18 protein-coding genes and 1 other RNA gene are annotated in these 19,251 nt (G+C 38.8%); 2 read left to right on the top strand and 17 right to left on the bottom strand.

Annotated features, from left to right (window positions below; translation table 11 throughout):
• Window positions 1-12 precede the first annotated feature (12 nt).
• Window positions 13-1,836: a putative 2OG-Fe(II) oxygenase gene (locus tag HII17_RS17610; protein ID WP_169076688.1), complete on the bottom strand. Its 1,824-nt coding sequence runs from the start codon at window positions 1,834-1,836 to the stop codon at window positions 13-15.
• Window positions 1,837-2,007: 171 nt separating this feature from the next.
• Window positions 2,008-4,821 carry a TonB-dependent receptor domain-containing protein gene (locus tag HII17_RS17605; RefSeq protein WP_169076687.1) on the bottom strand — a complete coding sequence of 938 codons (2,814 nt, stop codon included), beginning with the start codon at window positions 4,819-4,821 and terminating at the stop codon, window positions 2,008-2,010.
• A 655-nt stretch (window positions 4,822-5,476) separates the two neighbouring features.
• On the opposite strand from HII17_RS17605, the gene HII17_RS17600 reads away from it, so the two are divergent.
• On the top strand, window positions 5,477-6,250 hold the full coding sequence (locus HII17_RS17600) for a sulfite exporter TauE/SafE family protein (protein WP_169076686.1): 774 nt from the start codon (window positions 5,477-5,479) through the stop codon (window positions 6,248-6,250).
• Between the two features lie 79 nt (window positions 6,251-6,329).
• On the opposite strand, the gene HII17_RS17595 is transcribed toward HII17_RS17600, so the two are convergent.
• Window positions 6,330-7,424, bottom strand: a complete 1,095-nt coding sequence (locus HII17_RS17595; protein WP_169076685.1) for a tryptophan 2,3-dioxygenase family protein — start codon at window positions 7,422-7,424, stop codon at window positions 6,330-6,332.
• 118 nt (window positions 7,425-7,542) lie between these two features.
• Between HII17_RS17595 and HII17_RS17590 the strand changes: the two genes are divergently transcribed.
• Window positions 7,543-7,806 (top strand): late competence development ComFB family protein, encoded by a 264-nt coding sequence (locus HII17_RS17590; RefSeq protein WP_169076684.1) that lies wholly within the window; start codon window positions 7,543-7,545, stop codon window positions 7,804-7,806.
• Between the two features lie 18 nt (window positions 7,807-7,824).
• Here the strand turns inward: HII17_RS17590 and HII17_RS17585 are convergent, their stop codons facing one another.
• The 14 genes from HII17_RS17585 to pspA all read right to left on the bottom strand — a co-directional run bounded on the left by HII17_RS17585 (window position 7,825) and on the right by pspA (window position 19,211).
• Window positions 7,825-8,505: a flagellar brake protein gene (locus tag HII17_RS17585; RefSeq protein ID WP_235938929.1), complete on the bottom strand. Its 681-nt coding sequence runs from the start codon at window positions 8,503-8,505 to the stop codon at window positions 7,825-7,827.
• 137 nt (window positions 8,506-8,642) lie between these two features.
• Window positions 8,643-8,739: signal recognition particle sRNA small type (ffs, locus tag HII17_RS17580), an RNA gene on the bottom strand.
• 94 nt (window positions 8,740-8,833) lie between these two features.
• Complete coding sequence (locus HII17_RS17575; RefSeq protein ID WP_169076683.1) at window positions 8,834-9,415, bottom strand: 1-acyl-sn-glycerol-3-phosphate acyltransferase; 582 nt, start codon at window positions 9,413-9,415, stop codon at window positions 8,834-8,836.
• A gap of 2 nt (window positions 9,416-9,417) precedes the next feature.
• Window positions 9,418-10,326 (bottom strand): DUF3014 domain-containing protein, encoded by a 909-nt coding sequence (locus HII17_RS17570; protein ID WP_169076682.1) that lies wholly within the window; start codon window positions 10,324-10,326, stop codon window positions 9,418-9,420.
• A 161-nt stretch (window positions 10,327-10,487) separates the two neighbouring features.
• Window positions 10,488-11,126 (bottom strand): maleylacetoacetate isomerase, encoded by a 639-nt coding sequence (maiA, locus tag HII17_RS17565; protein ID WP_169076681.1) that lies wholly within the window; start codon window positions 11,124-11,126, stop codon window positions 10,488-10,490.
• A 6-nt stretch (window positions 11,127-11,132) separates the two neighbouring features.
• On the bottom strand, window positions 11,133-12,122 hold the full coding sequence (locus tag HII17_RS17560) for a fumarylacetoacetate hydrolase family protein (protein WP_169076680.1): 990 nt from the start codon (window positions 12,120-12,122) through the stop codon (window positions 11,133-11,135).
• A 219-nt stretch (window positions 12,123-12,341) separates the two neighbouring features.
• On the bottom strand, window positions 12,342-13,895 hold the full coding sequence (gene tyrR / locus HII17_RS17555) for a transcriptional regulator TyrR (RefSeq protein ID WP_169076679.1): 1,554 nt from the start codon (window positions 13,893-13,895) through the stop codon (window positions 12,342-12,344).
• 64 nt (window positions 13,896-13,959) lie between these two features.
• Window positions 13,960-14,304, bottom strand: coding sequence for a 4a-hydroxytetrahydrobiopterin dehydratase (locus HII17_RS17550; RefSeq protein WP_169076678.1), 345 nt, complete (start codon window positions 14,302-14,304; stop codon window positions 13,960-13,962).
• 9 nt (window positions 14,305-14,313) lie between these two features.
• Window positions 14,314-15,126 (bottom strand): phenylalanine 4-monooxygenase, encoded by an 813-nt coding sequence (gene phhA, locus HII17_RS17545; RefSeq protein WP_169076677.1) that lies wholly within the window; start codon window positions 15,124-15,126, stop codon window positions 14,314-14,316.
• 154 nt (window positions 15,127-15,280) lie between these two features.
• Window positions 15,281-16,300 (bottom strand): YcjF family protein, encoded by a 1,020-nt coding sequence (locus HII17_RS17540; RefSeq protein ID WP_169076676.1) that lies wholly within the window; start codon window positions 16,298-16,300, stop codon window positions 15,281-15,283.
• On the bottom strand, window positions 16,297-17,727 hold the full coding sequence (locus HII17_RS17535) for a YcjX family GTP-binding protein (protein ID WP_169076675.1): 1,431 nt from the start codon (window positions 17,725-17,727) through the stop codon (window positions 16,297-16,299). The genes HII17_RS17540 and HII17_RS17535 overlap by 4 nt, the downstream gene beginning before the upstream one ends.
• A gap of 107 nt (window positions 17,728-17,834) precedes the next feature.
• Window positions 17,835-18,281, bottom strand: coding sequence for an envelope stress response membrane protein PspC (gene pspC / locus HII17_RS17530; protein WP_169076674.1), 447 nt, complete (start codon window positions 18,279-18,281; stop codon window positions 17,835-17,837).
• The gene (gene pspB, locus HII17_RS17525; protein ID WP_169076673.1) at window positions 18,278-18,505 is read right to left on the bottom strand and encodes an envelope stress response membrane protein PspB; all 228 of its coding nucleotides are present in this window, start codon (window positions 18,503-18,505) and stop codon (window positions 18,278-18,280) included. The genes pspC and pspB overlap by 4 nt, the downstream gene beginning before the upstream one ends.
• A gap of 40 nt (window positions 18,506-18,545) precedes the next feature.
• Window positions 18,546-19,211, bottom strand: a complete 666-nt coding sequence (pspA, locus tag HII17_RS17520; RefSeq protein WP_169076743.1) for a phage shock protein PspA — start codon at window positions 19,209-19,211, stop codon at window positions 18,546-18,548.
• Window positions 19,212-19,251 lie beyond the last annotated feature (40 nt).

Raw genomic sequence — 19,251 nt, 5'->3', positions numbered from 1 at the left:
TATTATTAACTTTTATATTGGTACAACATCGAACGGAGAGGTAAGGCGAAACTCGTCATTGTCGCTTTCAAATGGAATCGTTCCATGCCACATATAAGAAGGAAACAATGCCAAAGTGCCTGGTGACGGAGCAATAATTTTCGCGACTTCTTCTCTTTCACCCAGTGACATAGAAGTCTCCCCAAACTTTATTGCACCAGCGTTGGCAAATTGCTGCTGCTCACTAAGCTCTGGCATACGAATATAGAATGATGAACTAAGCCACCCCGCTGGATGCACATGATTAACATGGAAGCCATTAGGTTGTAACTTTACCGACCAAGAGCCAGCAAAGGAAAATTGACGAGACTTACGACTTAATAAGGGATGTGAATTATCATCAGGCAACGATGTAATATGCTCAGTAACTATTTCACTAAGGCCATTCTTTAGTAGCTCTATTACAGGCTGTTTCTTATGTAACAGCCTACCTGGCGTTTGAGTACCGTTTTTTAACGTTTGCTTTAAAGGAGCTTGGTCAAGTTGGTGCATCGAGAGCAAGACGCTTTCAAGTTCATTGAGAAAGTCCGATAAATTGCTATAACCATTTGGTACTGCTAGCTGATATGGTCGAACAAATCGTTCATAATCATTTAGCCAATAATGACGCTCATCATTCGTTAAGCGCCAACAGGTTCCTTTATAAGCGAGTAATAGCTGATTCAAAGGCTCTCGAAGCTCAGCTTGTTCGATGAAATATAATGCCTTATCGTAATCTGCTTCGACAATAGCTAAATTAATAAGATCTAATGCCGTATCTAGATTAAACCCTTGCAATAGCGATTGCTCAAATAGACATACAGCCTCTTTATTTTGTCCTCTAACCGCTTCAATTTTTCCAAGAGTATGAAGCAAGCGGCTATCATATTCGTCACCCTGAACGCCCTTAATAATACGTTCAGCATTTTCATAGTCACCGGCAGAAAAAATCGACTCTGCATAGGCGTGTCTTAAGGCAATATCATTAGGTAAATGCGCTATTACTTGTTGAAAACTCTTGCCAAAATTCGCCTTATTATTTTGCTGCCAATAGAACTCATTTAATGTTTGATGTACCTCTATATCGTTTGGCCTTTTATTCAGTGCACTCCAATAATTTTGCTCTGCCTGTTGATAATGACCGAGTTCAAAATAAGTATTGGCCAAATTGAAATCTACTTCACTAACTGAAGGCGCTATTTCTTTTGCTTTGTTAAAGCAGGCAATAGCATAATCGTGCTGTTCTATAAGCTTATAAGTGACACCAAGATTGTGCAGTGCTTTGAAATAGTTTGGGTTAAGTTGTAATACCTGTTGATAGGTTTTAATCGCGTTATCAAAGTCTTCTTGAGCTTTAAAGATATTACCTTTAATAGTCAACAACGACGTATCATGAGCATTAAAACCTAAAGCCTTGTCTACGGCTTCTGTTGCTTGAGAAAACTTACGTTGCTCTGTAGATGCTATTGCCAAATTTTTCCATGCATCAAGATAGTCACCCTTTAAGGCTATCGCTTTTTTATAATGCGATTCGGCTTCATAAAACAACTCTTTTGCTAGTAATAAATTGGCAAAGTTATTATGGACAAAAGGTTGTTTATCGTTAGCCTTTAAACTGCGCTCGAAACATGATTTCGATTCGTTAAACTTATTAATCTGTTTAAACGCTAAAGCCGCGAGATGAAGCAAATCCGGTTGATTAGGGTAGTCTTTCTCTAATCGTTCAAAAGTACTAATTACATCAGCCGCTTGCTGCTTTTGAAGCATCTGCTGCATTCTGTTTAATTCATTTAAAAGCTGCTGCTGATTATTAAACATAAAACATATCTGAATTCTTGTATCACAGCATTGTAATGTAATCTCGCCTCAATAACAGCGCCATAGCCAACTAAAAGTTAAGAAAATTACCGAATTTTAGGCAAAAAAAATGGCCAACCGAAGTTGACCATTTATATCACTTATTAATTAATCTATTTGTTAAACAAATGATTAGTTAAATGTGTATGTACCGCTTAAGAATACGCGTGGACCGAATACATCGTATAACTCAGGGAATGTGTTAGCTTGTTGCTGAGAATCACCAAGTGCTTGTGGCTCTTCGTCAAGAACATTCTTAACACCGAAGTTAACTTTTAATGCATCGCTTACGATGTAAGAAGCACTTAAGTCTAAGTAGATTTTAGAATCTAACTCAGGAACAACTAAGTCTGATGCAGATAAATCTTCATCAACCATTAATTGGTCATCTTCAGTTTCACCGATGTAACGTACTAATGCAGATAGTGTTAAGTCACCAGTTGTCCAGTTAATACGAGTATTAGATTGGAACTCAGGACGTGGAACACCACAAGTGTTACCGAAGTAACCGTCACACTTGTTCACTGTGTCTGGTAATGCTGCAATTGGCGTTACTTCGAACTTGTCTAAGTAAGTAGAACGGAATTGAACATTTAAGCTTGAACCATTACCGAAGAAACCAAAGTCAAACTCTGTGTTGTAAGTAATGTTGAAGTCAATACCAGAAGTTTCAATTAAACCAATGTTAGCGTTAAGTGACTGAACAAGAGAAACGTTACCGTCAGCACGACGTTGGATGTTTTGACAAGTTTCATCATTGATGTCTTGAACAACGTTGTAACAAACGTTAAGTGTGTTGTTTACACCGTAAGAAGCAATAGCGTCTTCAATTTCGATTGAGAAGTAATCGATAGTGAAATCTAAGCCGTCCATTGGTTGAACAACAACACCAAGAGTTAATGTATCTGAAGTTTCTTCAGATAGGTCTTGGTTACCACCGAATGAACCTTCGATTTGTGAGTTAGCTTGTTCGAAGTTACCAACCATACCTGGAGCAACACCAGTTGCTTCACAAAGTGCTACGTCAGTAATACCAGGTTGGAAACCGTTGCTAGCACATGGATCCGTTGCACCTGGGAAGCCGTTTGAAGCACCTAGGAATAATTCAGAAACGTTAGGAGCACGTACCGCTTGTTGGAAACCTACACGAGTAGAAACCCACTCAGCTGGCGCCCAGTTAATTGCAGCAGCGAAAGACTCAACGTTACCGATGTTAGAGTAATCTGCGAAACGTGCAGCACCCCATAGGCTTAAGTCTTCAGCAAATGCTTTACCAGATAATACTGGAATTGAAATCTCTGTGAAGAATTCATCTGAAGAGTAGTTACCGATAGTTGCTTCACCAGCGTTGAAACCTAATACGTCACCACCAGCTAAGAACTCATCTGGACGGAAAGAAGATTCGTCTTGACGCTTCTCGAAACCAAATACCATACCAATTGGCTCTTGAGCACCTGGTAAAGTCCAAGGAGTAGTACCAGCAACGTTAGCCATGAATACTTCTTGAATTACAGATGTAACGTTAGCTGCACCAACGTTTACGAAATCAACAGCTTCTTGAGAGATGTTACCAGCACCAAAGATGTTCATCGGTACACAACCGCCTGAAGGATCTTGACACGCTGTACCATCGTCAGTAACTAATACTGCTTGACGGAAACGAGACGCTGCAACGTCATTGTTAAGAAGGTTAGATTGATCTAGCATTGAACGGCTATAGTAAACATCGTATGACCAATCGTCATTAATGTAACCATCAACACCTAATAAAATACGGAATGCATCACGAGTATCTAAAGATTGACGTGAACCATTCTCAACCATACGACGACCAACGAATGCAGAAACCGTTTCACCGCTCTCTAAGCCCCAAGCATCACGTACTGCTTGATCGAAGAATACTGAGTTCGGGTTAAGTTCAACAGTTGTGAACGCAGGAGTTGGTGCTAATTCTTGTGGAACGTAGTTACGGATGAAAGAAACTTCAGAGTAAATACGGTGCTCATCTGTCACGTAGAAGTGAGCGAATGCACTTGCTGAGTAACGCTCTTGAGGTAACTGTAAGAAGTTATCTGGTGCGTAGTTAAAACGTGAATCTGGTTCTACCCATGGTAAACCTTCACCGTTTGGACCGAAAGTACCAACAACAGTACCGTCAGCTAGAGTTGGACCACCCCAGATACGTGTACCAGGAACACCTGATGAACCACCAGCTACTAATTCATCGCCGCTTTCAGTTAAAGCAACGTTAGAGAAATCACGGTCGCCTTGGAATAAAGCTTCACGTTGTGAGTAACCTAAATAAAGTACAGCGTTACCACGGTCATCTGCAAAGTTACCACCCATCGTCATATCTAGGTTGAACTTCTCTGCATCACCTTCAGTAGTTACGTCGTAAAGAGTTGAAAATTCAACGCCTTCGAAATCGTCTTTCATGTTGAAGTTAACAACACCACCTAACGCGTCAGAACCGTATACCGCAGAAGCACCACCAGTGATGATTTCAACGTTCTCGATTAATGAAGCTGGGATTGTGTTTAAATCCACAACACCATCTTGACGTGAAGGAACCCAACGACGACCGTTAACCATTACTAAAGTACGTGAAGTACCTAAACCACGTAAGTTAACTGTTGCTGTACCATCACCTGGGTTGTTTGAGCTAGGACCAAATGAAGGAAGAGTTGAAGGTAACTCAGCAAGCTTTTGCTCAACGTTTAAGTTACCAGAGATTGCGAATTCTTGTGCGTCTACTTCGATGATTGGCGTTACAGCCGTTAATTCTTGACGCTTAATACGAGAACCAGTTACCTGAATACGTTCTACGCTTTCTTCAGCAGCTTCTTCAGCGAATGCTACAGAAGTAGGCATCGCCATTGCTGTAGTTGCAGCACCAGCCGCAATAGCAAGTCTAACAGCTCGAGTGAGCTTATTATTTTGATACATTGTATACTCCCTGGATCACTTTCGTGATTTTAGTTTTTAAGTTCAAGGCTATATTGCCTTGTTAAGTTTTTTATATACGGGTCTAGGACCTGATCTGTCGCATAGGATATTAAACGGAATTCAATTACAGCGTCAACACCCATTTATAACCAATCAGCAACAAAACTAACAATTAGCAACGTTTAATTACATTTATTCACAATGCAAACTGCGCTATAAAAGCAAACTTTCCCGACGTTTATTTATCATATTTATTTACATTGCTGTCGAATAATTCAACAACTAAAAAAGCACCACTACAAACAATTCGTCCCCAACAAGCCAATAAAAACAATGTCTAAGAAAGAAATATGGATTATACACACAGCATTTCCAATCAATCTGGACGGATGAGTTTGTTAACAGAAATCATCTTAAAAGTAGCTTGTAAACTTTCATGAACGATTCATGAATTTATTAAATCCGGTGATTTTGTAACAGAGGCAACTATTTGTTAGGACTTCTCTTTGTTCATTTGTGACATCTTTTAATATGTACGTTTTTCCAACAAACAAATGAATTTTTTTAATTTATTGAAATTAATTATGCTTTTTTAGTCAGTTGCAAGGTTAATGACTATGCTATACTCGCGCTTTCTCTTAACTAGGGCGTTTAAATGGAGTCGATGTTAGACATTACCATGTGGGTTACCATTTGTAGTGTTGGTTTTGTCGCTGGGTTTATTGACGCTATTGCAGGTGGTGGCGGAATGCTTACCGTACCAACCTTGCTTGCTTCAGGCCTACCTCCTCATGTCGCACTAGGTACGAATAAACTTGCTTCAACGTTTGGCTCTTCAACCGCCTCTGTTACTTTTTATAAGAAAAAGCTTTTTAACCCCATATTTTGGCGCTATGCGCTTATCTATACAGCAATAGGTGCTATTATTGGCACCATAATTGTCAGTTACATATCGACGGAATTATTAGAAAAAGGCCTACCTATACTGATAATGCTAACCGCCTTATATACACTTTTCGCTAAAAACGCCTGTAATGATGAGCTTGGTTTACCTAAGTTCACTAAACGTTTAACAATTAAGCAATCGGTACAAGGTAGCATTTTAGGGTTTTATGATGGGGTTGCAGGACCTGGTACAGGTGCATTTTGGATGGCGTCCAGTTCAGTTCTATATAAAATGAATTTGCTGCTTAGTAGCGGGCTTGCAAGATCATGCAACTTTGTTAGTAATATCTGCTCACTGTTTACTTTCATCTACCTTGGACATGTCAACTTATTGCTAGGCATTGCAATGGGAGTGTTTATGATGGTTGGTGCTTGGGTCGGCGCACATTCTGCCATTAAATTTGGCAGCAAATTTATCAGACCTATTTTCATACTTGTTGTTATTGGTATTTCCCTTAATCTTGCCTATCAAGCCTGGTTATAACCAAGATAATTTATTTACCCTTTCATCTATTTGTGGTGGCTTAAGTTTAGTTTTAAGCCACCTTCTTAACCCAGTTATGCTAATTTTGACTAAAGTAATAACCTAGTGCCTTATTCACTTCTTCCGGTAAAGTTGGCAGTGCGTCTGTCGGTAATAAGAAAGTAGCTAAATTAAAAAAGTCTTGAAATACCCGATTACTTTCAGTGGTCCGGCGCAGGTAGTCGTGACCAGATGAACCGCCCGTCCCAATTTTACTCCCCAGCATCCGTTGTACCATCATCATGTGCTTATAGCGCCATAATGTCAGCATCTCATCAATTTCAGTCAAGCATGTTAAAAATTGGAATGGTAAATTGAACACGGGTTGATCACGATACATGCTAATAAACAAAGCCGAGAGTGTCGCACGCTGAGACAGACGAAATCGCCCAGCTTGCCTTACCGCTTCAAATTTATCCTTATCTAACAAGGCTTCAAAATTAGCTCGAGTAGCCTTATGTTCTTTTATTTGTTGCGCTTGTTCTATTTCAGAAAGCATATCATTGGCTTTTATAATCTCGAGCTCTTGATCCAGCATTTGATCGGTAGCTTCTTGGTAAATCTTCCAAAAATTAAAATCACCAAATTCTAAAAACGGCATGCGCTCCAACCAAGTCTCTACACGCTCGAACAAGCTAGGTTGCTGTTCTAATGCTTTTAAAAACTCTTGGTGCTCCTCAGTTAGCCGGTTGTAAAAAGACTGCTTATCAAAATCTATTCTAAATCTCGACTTTAACCCTAAGCTAATTTCCAAGACTTTAAATTGAATGCTTTGAAAACCTGACGCTGGTACTAAGTAATTTCTAAACGATAAAAAGTCTTGTGGCGTCATCGTTTCCATTATTTCAATTTGTTGATTAAGTAACCCTTGAATTTTAATCACTCTTTTTAACCGGTGAACAACGGTTGTCAGTTGTTGGTCTTTTACATCGTCTTTAGCAAAAACCGCCATCACTGATGATAGTTCGTGCAATATTTGCTTAAACCAAAGCTCATACGCTTGATGCACTATAATAAATAACGTTTCATCATGTGCTTCTTCGCCATATTTACCGCTTACTGGTTTTTGGCTGTCTAAAAATTTGGTGAGCTGTAAATAGTCACCGTAATAACATGGTTCAATATTTTTTTTCATTTTTCTGTCATGTTTGTTTCCCCGTTGAATTTATACACTTATTCAAAGGATTCCGTTAGCTTTTTTTGAGAACTCAGGTTAGGCTGTAATCAATAAATGAAGAATAATGAGGACAGTAATGAAAATTTCTGATGACATTCATAACTATTACGAAAACTTAGTGGGTGAGCAATTTGATGAGCTAGGTATTGAAGATAAATATGAGTCCGACTTTGTCGCCGATCTAACCTGTATTGTGTTAAACCAACTTCCAACACGATATATACGCCATGAAGTAGATATGGCGTTTTATTTGCCCGCTTCAGAGCGATTTGAAATGGAAAGCAAAGTAAAAGTTGCCGTGCAAAAGGGCTTAGAGTTTATGAAGGCTCATAGAGAGTAACGAATAGATTATTAGCTGTTAAAAATCATTGTCGATCAGCAAGTGTTCAAGTATTTGCTTAACTTGTTGCTCGGCATCTTGAAATTGAATTCCTACAAAAATCTTTCCTTGCTCGTATCGACTGTTACAAACATGGGCTGGTATCTCAATATTTTTATTATTGCCCAAAGAAACCTGAATATTTACCGCAGTCTTGTTGACCTTTAGCTTGGCATTATCACTTTTGAATGAAAAGCCACACCCTTTCGCTGAAATATCACTAATGATGCCGCTTATTTTTGTTCGATCGTTATCTACTTCAGCAATTGATAAAATATTTGCAGGTAGATGTGTCACGAAACGCTGATGTAGGCGCAATTCTCGATTTTCAATTTTTTGAGGAAATTCAAGAAAGATTAGTTTCTGAGGGTGTTTTACCACATGCTTAATTGATGATTTAAATGCACAACACTGCCCCTGCGTTCCTTCAAGAATATAACGAACGATAGCAACATTTCCTTCCACTAAAACATCTTTATAGCTCTGCATCCTAGTCGGCTCTGGATGCTTCAATATAATATATTTACCGACTTCATAACCGATAAGAGATGTTTTAATACGTAAGTTTACAGGATGACTAAATTGAATATCTAAGGCCTTGCCTGGCATCAGTTCAAAGTAAGCTGCGTTATTAGTAGAAGGACTGCTCATTTCTTCCATGGGATCTTAAGCGAATTAGAATAATATAAAAGCTAAACTTGGAAGTTACAACTTGCATGTTCAGGTATTTAGGACAATGCAGACAAAAAGTTCAGTATTAAGGAGGTACTACTTACGTGAAAAAGATTAGGTGGTCACCCCTCCAGCCACACCTCGGCACATGAGTCGTCTGCTACGGTTGCTCCCTTCCGGGCCTGGCCGGGTTAACAGAGTATCATTGCGAAGGGACCGAAAGGGTCACCATAAAACTGTTTCCAGATGATTGCTAAAAACAACGGCGAGGATTATCGCTAAAGCAGTATAAGGTTGCAAGCAATTGTTCAATTATTCAAACTGCTTGTGGATTTTTTGCACAAGCCCCTTGGTAAATACGTTTAATACGTGTTAATTCTGCCGGTATATCGTCACCTATTTCTTCTGCTGGATAAAATCGAATTTCTTTTAAAGCAAAATCCAATGTAATCGGAACAACTGGTACTTGAGCTTTATTTGCTATATGTAAAAAGCCAGTTTTCCATTCCTTTGTTTTACTGCGCGTTCCTTCTGGTGCTAAACCAAAAATCAACTGTTCTTGCTGCGCAAACAAATCAACGATTTGACCTACCACACCGTGTGCAGAACTGCGATTTACTGGTATACCGCCAATGCTCATTAAAATTTTGCGAAATGGTCCGATAAAAATAGCCGCTTTACCAAGAAACTTAACTTTTAAATTAAGTTGTAACATCGCAGAGACGGCGACGACAAAATCCCAATTAGACGTGTGTGGGGCCACTGCGAAAATAAGCTTAGGTTGATCTGGTATAGCCCCCACTAGGCGCCAACCTAATATTCTTAACACTAAATTTCCGATACCCGAAGAAACCTTACCCCGTGCTCTAGGGACTGAACTAGGAACTGCTATTGTCATTACTAATTATTCGCCTCAGCTCTTGAGAGTGCATCGCTAAATTCCAATAAGAAAGACTTTATAATTAATAAGTTTTCTTTACCCATGCGCAATAAAAGCTTATCCGTTTCATGCATACTTTCTAGGCTTTCACTTTTAAATTTATACATGACACTTGGTCTAATCAATTCAATATCTTCTTTAGGAATTTCCATATCTAACACACGAACAATTGCATCTTGTAGAGTGTCAGTGAAATTTTGTTCTGGATAACCTAGCTCTTGATATGCTTCATCAATTAACGGTTTTAGCTCTACGTACCAAGCAGCTAACTGCTCTGGTTCAAACGAGCGTAGAAAGTCTACATACAAACCAAAACGCTTAGTTTGACTTTCATCCCATAACCAATTGCTATCCCCTTCTGGTGTACGATTTTCAATTGCAGAGAACTTTGAATTAGGGCTTATCAAAGGACTATAATCATAAGAAACGATACCTTGAGCAAAGTTATCGGTAAATACAACTAATCGACGTACCATATCGTCATCGATAACCAAACGTAGTAGTTCTTTACGCCATGTAAGCTCTGTTAGTTTCTCTTTTAACCAATTATCACTTTCATTTAGGTTTGGTAGCACTTTTTCTGGCACTGGTGCTACCTCTATGACTTCCTCTTCACTTGGCAATTCTACGGGCACAATTTCAGGCTCAACCTCAGGCTCCGTCTCAGGTACAGGCTCTTGCACTTCGACAACTTCTGACACTGTTTGCTGCTGTTGTTTTACTTTCTGTTGCTCAGGTTTTTCTACATTCAAATAATAATAAATAGGAATGACGATCGCAGCTACAGCAATAACGACAATTAACCATACCAAAAGCTTATTATCTTTCTGAGGGTGATTTTGCTCTATTGAAAATTCCGGTTCTGTCATAAATAAAATCAATCGTTTTTATTAGTTAACTACTATTAAGTTTAGCTATTTAAACTTAATAAATCGCCTATTTAGACAGATATTTTGTAAAAAGTTTTATGTTGGAGTAAAAAAAAAGAGAAGCTAAGCTTCTCTTTTTTAACGCAAATACAGTTCGTTATTTAAACAGCATCATCCTGATTTTCAGGTAACGCTTTTACAAATGCACTGTGCTGATTACAGTTGTCTACTACGCGCTTTATATTTGGGAACGGTGACAAGTTAACACCAAACCTTACGGCATTATATACTTGTGGTACTAAGCACAAGTCAGCGATAGTTATAGAATCGCCAAAGCAGTATCGACCTGAATACTTAGCTAATTGTTGCTCGAAAGCGCTAAAGCCAAGAGAAATCCAATCATCAACCCATTGCTTTTTTTGTTGCTCAGTTGCCGAAAGTTCATTTACTAAATATTGTTGTACGCGCAGATTATTAATTGGATGAACTTCACAAGCTATATCTAACGCCATAGCTTGCACTATTGCACGTTGTGCTATGTCATTTGGATATAACGGTACGTCAGGATACTTTTGTTCTAGATAATCAATTATCGCCATCGACTGATTAAGCACCAATTCATTATCAACTAGCGTAGGTACTAAGTGATTAGGGTTCATAGCAACATAATCTGATTGATGCTGCTGTCCACCATCCTTTACCAAGTGCACCGGTATTGAATCAAATTCAATGCTTTTCAAGTGCATAGCAATACGCACACGATATGCTGCTGAAGAACGCCAATATCCATAAAGCTTCATCGACTACTAAGCCCCTTTATACTTAACAACTTGCTGATCAATTGCACCAAAAATGCTATCGCCATTGTCATCAAACATTTCAATTCTAACCGTATCACCAAACTTCATAAACGATGTACTTGGCTTACCGTCTGCAATAATTTCTAACATGCGCTTTTCGGCTAAACAGCTTGAACCAGCAGAGCGATCATAGTTTGAAATTGTACCAGAACCAACGATACAACCTGCTGCTAGCGGACGGGTTTTTGCTGCATGAGCAACTATCGTCGGGAAATCAAATGTCATATCTACACCACAATTTGGTTGACCGAATAATTCATTATTAAGGTGTGTAGTCAGCGGTAAATGTAATTTAGCGCCATCCCATGCTTCACCTAATTCGTCAGGTGTAATTGCTACAGGAGAAAATGCACTTGATGGCTTACTTGAAAAGAAACCAAAACCTTTAGCTAGCTCGCCAGGAATTAAGTTACGCAAAGATACATCATTTACTAGCATAAGCAATTTGATATGTGATTTAGCTTGCTCAGGCGTTGACGCCATAGGCACGTCGTCTGTAATTACTGCTACTTCAGATTCAAAATCAATTCCGTAGTCTTCAGAAACGACTGGGATTTCGTCTCGTGGACCAATAAATGAATCAGAGCCACCTTGGTACATTAATGGATCTGTCCAAAATGTTTCTGGCATTTCTGCATTTCTCGCTTTACGCACTAACTCTACGTGGTTTACATAAGCACTACCGTCTGCCCATTGATATGCACGAGGAAGAGGAGATTCACATTGCGCTTGTTCAAATGCAATTGAATTAGAAACTTCACCTTTGTTTAATGCTTGGTAAACTTCTTCAAGTTTCGGCGCCATTTCCTGCCAGTTATCGATTGCTATTTGTAAAGTCGAGGCGATACTTTCAACAGTAACTGCCTTAGTTAAGTCTTTGCTTACTACCACTAATTGACCGTCGCGGCTGTTTGTTTTAAGCGTTGCTAATTTCATAGTTAACCTTTTGTTTATCTTTTATGGCGTTCAATGCTGCCGATTGTACGTTATCAAAGAACAAATACCAGTCTAGACGATAACCTAAACTAGTACTCAAGTTGTTCTCAAATCTTTACAACATTTTGGTAGAGATTATTGGCAAAAAGCCAATTTAAAGGGAATAAAAGTGACAATGAGTTTGTGCACCCCATTGCCACCTGTGATGTTGGTATGTATTTAAATCTTTACGGTCTTTTTATTAATATCGTATTCACGCAATTTATTAGCGATCGCGGTATGACTTAAACCTAGTTTTTTTGCTAATTGTCTTGTGCTTGGATAGGCCGGATACAGCTTTCTTAGTAGGTCTGCTTCAAACTTTTTGACAGCCCCATCTAATGTACCTTCAAATTCTTGCTCTAGATAACCATGTTCACGTGTGTAAGAAGGAAGTTGTAGGAGACTAGTTTCTAGCACCGTGCCTTCTAATAATGATACAGCACGAATTAATACATTCTCTAATTGTCTAACATTGCCTGGCCAAGGGTAGTGCTCAATAAAGTCTCGACACTCTTCTGTCATTGATAAGTTATATTTACCGGTTAATTGTCCAGCTTTTGAAATGAAATGTTCAGCAAGTGGCAAGATATCAGCTCTTCTCTCCCTTAGAGACGGTATATTTAACCCTAAAACATTGAGTCGATAATATAAATCTTCCCTGAACTCTCCTTGAGAGATAAGGTTAAGTAAATCTTTGTTAGTTGAACTGATAAAACGAACATTCACATTGATTTCTTGTTCATCATCTACTCGTCTAAAACTACCATCTTGAATTACTCGTAATAGTTTAATTTGTAGTTTAGGTGACATTTCCCCTACTTCGTCGAGAAATATAGTGCCACCGTCAGCCAACTCAAATAAGCCACGCTTTGCTGGCGTACCTGACTGAGTACCACAGCCAAATAATTCTGTTTCTGCGACATCATCTGGTAAAGAAGCACAATTTAACGTCATAAATGGCCTTTCGGCACGATCACTTGCATCATGGCACGCTTTAGCGACAAGTTCTTTACCGACGCCAGTTTCACCAACGATTAACATGGAAGATTCAAGCAGTGCCATACGTTTCGCTTCACGCACCACTTTTCTCATTGCACTGCTTGTAGTTTGAATACCTGAGAAATTATTGTCGTTGGTTTGCTTAAATGCGCTCATTTGTTGGCCGAGACGAGCCTCTGATTTTAGAATAAATACAGCGCCAGCTATAATCGATGAGCCTTCTTCGTCATAGACGTCTACCGGCAGAATATCAGCGACATAATCTTCGTCTTTAAATTTTAGTCGGCGTGTTTGGGCTAACACTTCTTCAGACTCTAACCATCGATTAATATTAAAGCCTTTAATCCAATTACCAGCTTGCTCGCCAATTACCTCTATTAACGATTCACCCATTATTGAAATAGCGACATCATTAACGCCACGAATATTGCCTTTGCTGTCAGTAGAAATAAAAGGATCTGGGAAGGTTTTAATTAATGTTGCTAGCTCTTTACGCTCTCTTTCTGATGGCATAAATGGCGTTGTTTTAACGTCTTGCACGCCATCAATTAGTCGCAATTGAGGCATAAAGCTTTGTAATTCAGAAAATTCTAAATCTGGAATATGCACATAAATGTGGCCTGTCTCAGTGACTGCATCGATACCTTTGATATTAATTTTATGTTCGACAAAAACACCAAGTACCTGCTGTGCAATCCCTACGCGATCCATGCAAATAATTTCTAAACGCATTAAAAAAAGCCCCCATTGAAATAATGGAGGCTATTGTAAACTATTTTGTACAATAATAAAGAATTTATTCGTTTAGTAATAAATCTGTCTTAGCTGCGCAAATAAAATCGTTTTTATGTAGGCCTTTTATTGAGTGACTCCACCAAGTAACTGTTACTTTACCCCACTCTAATAAAATAGCTGGGTGGTGAAACTCTTCTTCCGCTAATTCTGAAACTTTATTAGCAAATGCCCAAGCCAATTTATAATTCTTAAATTTATACTCTCGCTCAAGCATCATAATTCCATCGCGCACTTGAGGTACCCAGTCAGGAATTTGCTTAATCAGCACTGCTAATTCTTCATCTGTAACTCTTGGCGCATCTACATGGCATGCTTCACATTTTTGAATGGATAATTCTGAACTCATTACGATTCCTTAACTGGCTATTTTTTCTTTAGGTGGAAATTTTGGCGCATGTAAGCCAAGCGCTTTAGCTTGTTCAACCAATGACATCAAATCCAACGCTCTTATTGCATCTAAATCTGACATTTTTTCAATCATAAAATACACAGGTTGCATAATATCAATGCGGTATGGTGTTCTCAACACATCGACCACTTGCTCTTCGTTAGTTAACAAGCGCCTTTCGGCATTACCGTCTTGCATTGCGTATTCTGTCTCTCCAGGAGATGATAGAACCCCACCACCATAGATTCGCAAACCATCTTCCGTTTTCATTAGACCAAACTCAACGGTAAACCAATATAGGCGAGCTAAGAATACACGATCTTCTTTACTAGCAGATAGGCCAATTTTTCCATAGGCTTCTGTAAATTTTGCAAATGCTGGATTGGTTAGCATTGCACAATGACCAAAAATTTCGTGAAAAATATCTGGTTCTTGTAAGTAATCAAACTCTTCTTTCGAACGAATAAAAGTCGCTACAGGGAATTTCTTTTCTGATAGCAACCTAAAAAACTCACCAAACCCAATTAATGCTGGAACTTCTGCACATTCCCAACCTGTTTCTGCTCTTAAAACTTTGCTAACTTCTTCAAGTTGTGGAACTCGATCAATTGGTAAGTTTAACTTTTCCAAACCCACCATGAACTCGTTACATGCTTTACCTTCAATACAGGCTAGTTGTCGCTCTATTAGCGCTTGCCATGTTTGATTTTCTTCTTGTGTCCAATGGATAAAGCCGTTGTCATCAGCTTTTTTGGAGACGTACTTTGTCGCCTTGCCCATTTAAAAACCTTCTATTTAATTAAATGTGGGATACCACCTTAGTTACATTCATATTAAGTGAAGGAAGGGAAAGATGAAAAGCGTTCAGAAACTGGCTAAAAAGCAAACAAACCTATGTGACGTACAGATAAGTGTACGTCATTTGTCAATTAGCTTACCGCTTAGTGCCTTTAACAAGCTGTTTAATTTGGCCAACAACTTCAGTTCTTACCTGAGAGAGCTTCGGTGCGCTCTCATCAAATGGAACGGGACGGCACATATAAATGGCTTTTAATCCAAGACGAGCTGTCAGCATTCCTGCGCCTAACCCTTGCGCTAATCGGCCTGATAGTTTTCCCATAATGTCGGCGCCTAGCATATCAGCACTGACATCAGCGACCACTTCACTGGCACCTGCATACACCATGTTCGCGATAACTTGTTTTATTAGTTTGATACGACTCCAATACCCTAGTTTTAGTCCATATAGGCCTGCGACTTTGTCGATCATTTTCAAATTTCGCCAAAGCATAATTAACATATCAAGAATTGCTATAGGACTTAGTGCTACTAAGACAACAGATTCAGAAGAAAATCTTGCCACTTCTGCAAGTGCCTTGTTGTCTGTTTCAGATAACACTTGTCGAGAATAGAGTTTGATCAATTCAGGGTCTGAATAGCCTTTAGCCAACGTTTGTTGCCATCTTTCGGTTTGTTCAACGGTAAAATCTGTAGCTAAGCTAGATGTTACTTTCTCTAAGATTGGAGCGGCATTTTCAAAGGCATCACTGTCATTTAACTCGGTTAATTGACCACGCAGTTTTTCGCGACTTTTTAATTGACTAAGCCCACTAAATTCTTTAATTAAACTGCTCGACGCCACCACGCCAACTATGATTAATAACAGACCGTACAATGAAGTTAAAATTGGTGATTCGGTAAGGCCTATAGTAAAAAACTCAACCAGCTCTATGCCTACAACAACAGCAAATAAACTGACAAATATTTTCCACATCCATCCGGAAGAACTATTGATATCTTGTTCAAATAATTGCTCATCTTCGTCGTCAATTTGCTGCCAGCTTTCATTATCAACAACAACTTGTTGAACAACCGGTAATTGCTCTTCCCCTTGAACCTTAACCTCTTGCTCTTCAAAAAGTATTTGCTGTTGAAACTTAGTTGGTTTTGTCATGACATTTTGTCTCCCAATAAAAACTGCAGAACTTGATCAAGGCGTAAATGAGGTAGCACTTGATGTTTTGCGACCACCTTGTTTGGAGCAAAATTTAAAAAATTAAACTGGTGTTGTTGCCAAAAAGAACTTTCTGGAAGTTTATCTGGCACAGTGCCAGGAAATAATGTCACCATTTGATTATTATCTAGTGACAAGCCACGTATTACCGGCATCTTTCGACCTTGGTGTTCCGTGGTGCCATTCTCAGTCGCTTTTACCGATGCAATAGCAAGTGTTTTCATTTCAATGCCGTCAAAATTCAATTTCTGCTTAGTGCCGTGAATCAATTGGTTCAATAATGCCACTAAATTAGGGTGCTGCTCAGACGTTATATGATCAGCTTTCGTTGCCGCGAATAACAACCTATCTATTTTGGGCGAAAACAGCCTAGATAATATGCTCGATTGACCATAGTGATAACTTTCCATGATCATATTAATAGCCTGTTGTAAATCTTGAAAGCTGGCTTCACCATTATTTAACGGCGTCAAACAGTCTGCTAACACTATTTGTCGATCATATTTAAGAAAATAAGTTTTATAGAACTTTTTGACGACTCTTTCACGATACTCTAAAAAACGAGCTCTTAAAGTACCTATAAAGCTTGTATCATCAGCATTTTGATAGGCATTTCCATCTATATCATCGATGCCAACAAAAGGGAAAAACTCCAATATTGGTGCGCCGGCAAGTTCACCGGGCAAAATAAAACGGCCTGGTTGAATGACTGATAGGCCTAGTTTACGACGAAATATCTGTAATAACCCCGTATACTCTTTAGCTAAGGTAGCAATTTCATCTTCATTGGCTATTTGAAATGGATCTATGCCATTTACTTTCTCAAGCCAATTGGCTGCAAACTCTTTTCTTGGGGACTCTTGAAGTAACGCCACCATTTTTTCTGACCACTCTTCAAATGTCAGCGTAAGCATTGGCAAGTCGAGCAACCACTCCCCTGGATAATCCGTTATATCAAGCGTTAACGTTGCCATATCAGTGGCATATTTTAATAATGAATCTTTAGGTTGATATTTAATAGCCAACCTTATTTCACTTATACCTGTAGTCGGTTCTGGCCACATAGGAGGGTTTTGTTCAAATGCTGACAACGACTGCTCATAATCAAAGCGAGCTACATGCATATTCTTTTGCGTTACTCGTTTAGCAGCAATATATCGACCTTGATGAACAGGATTAAAAAACGTTAAATGAGTCTCACTCCCTTCGTTTAAGAGTTGATTAACAATAGAAGTGATAAAGGCGGTTTTTCCACTTCGACTTAAACCGGTAACAGCAAGATTAACATGTTGGTCTAGCGACTTATTCAACATATCACTGGCTTTATGCTTAAACTGGTTTAGCTTTTCGCGGTTAATTAAAGACATAAACTACGATGCCTTAAAGGCTTATTACTTTGTTTTGATGTTATCGGTTTTTGCTAATAGATAACAAGTGGTTAGACAATAAAAAAATAAAGCGACCTTGAGTCGCTTTATAATTTATTGATTTCGCGAGAAACTGTAAACTCGGATGAAGTTACATAACGTTCCATCTTTCTAAGCTCTTTCTCCATCGACATATATTTACGTCTAATATCATGGAAAGCTTGTTTAGGTGGTTCTCCTGCTTGCCAAATCCGTGCTTTTACGCGAATTGGTTCAGCATTAAGTTCTCTTTCAAATTCAGCTTTTTTGGCTTCTTGAGCATCTTCAGGATTAAGGTCTACATTGACTTTACTGGCAGACTTCTTGTCTAAAATAAACCAGGCAGCAATATATAAAAATACTAACCAAGGCATTCCAAATAGTACGCCCGAAACCATCAATACTCTAATTAACCAAGTTTCCCAGCCGAAATAGTCAGCAATTCCTGCACAAACGCCGGCTATCTTTCCCTGGCTTGGGATTCGATATAACTCTCCGCGACGTTTTATGCTCATACTTTATTTCTCCAATCTGGTGATTCAGCATCTAAAATTGCTTCCAATGTTTTAATGCGATCGGCCATTTTATCTGCTAGTTCTGACAATTCAGACAACTGAACATATTCTTCTTCGCTCAATCCTTGGCTAATTTGACGCTTGCTGCGGTAATGTAAAATTAACCAAATCGGCGCGACAACCAACATAAATATAATAATCGGGGCAACAATAATTTCTTCCACAATACTTCTCCTTTACTTAACGCGGTAATTCTAGACTAATCTACTTCTTTTTCTTATCCATTTTAGCCTTTAATTGCGCTAACTCGTCATCAATGTTTTCATCACTTTCTAATTCAGCAATTTCATCGGCTAATGACTTACTACCTAGGTCTTGTGCTTCAACTTGTGCTTCTAAATCATCAATTTTACGTTCATAGCGATCGAACCGGCTTAATGCATCTTCAACCTTGTCACTATCGATTTTACTTTTAACTTTCAGTCGAGAGCTCGCCGTTTTTTCGCGCATTAATATCGCTTTTTGACGTGCCTTTGCATCTGCTAGCTTATCTTGCAATTGTGTAATTTCACCCTGCAATTTAGCGATATGTTCGTCTACATGCTGAAGCTCCTCAGCTAAAGACTCTGCACTCTCACTGCATTTTTTCTTTTCAATTAATGCAGCTCTTGCTAAATCTTCACGACCTTTACTTAATGCCAGCTCAGCTTTTTCTTGCCATTGGTCCGCATCTTTTTCATAGCGCGTGATTTGACGAGATAACTCCTTTTTGTCAGCTAGAGTCTTCGCTGAACTTGAGCGTACTTCTACTAGCGTATCTTCCATTTCCTGAATAATTAAGCGCACCATTTTTTCTGGATCTTCCGCTTTATCTAATAGCGAATTGATATTTGAATTAATGATGTCGGTAAACCTTGAAAAAACACCCATAATTACTTCCTCAATAAAGTTAATCTTCGTTTCGTTTGTA

Source organism: Thalassotalea algicola (assembly GCF_012932965.1).
GTDB lineage: Bacteria > Pseudomonadota > Gammaproteobacteria > Enterobacterales > Alteromonadaceae > Thalassotalea_F > Thalassotalea_F algicola.
This window is presented reverse-complemented; position numbering and strand designations above follow the sequence as displayed.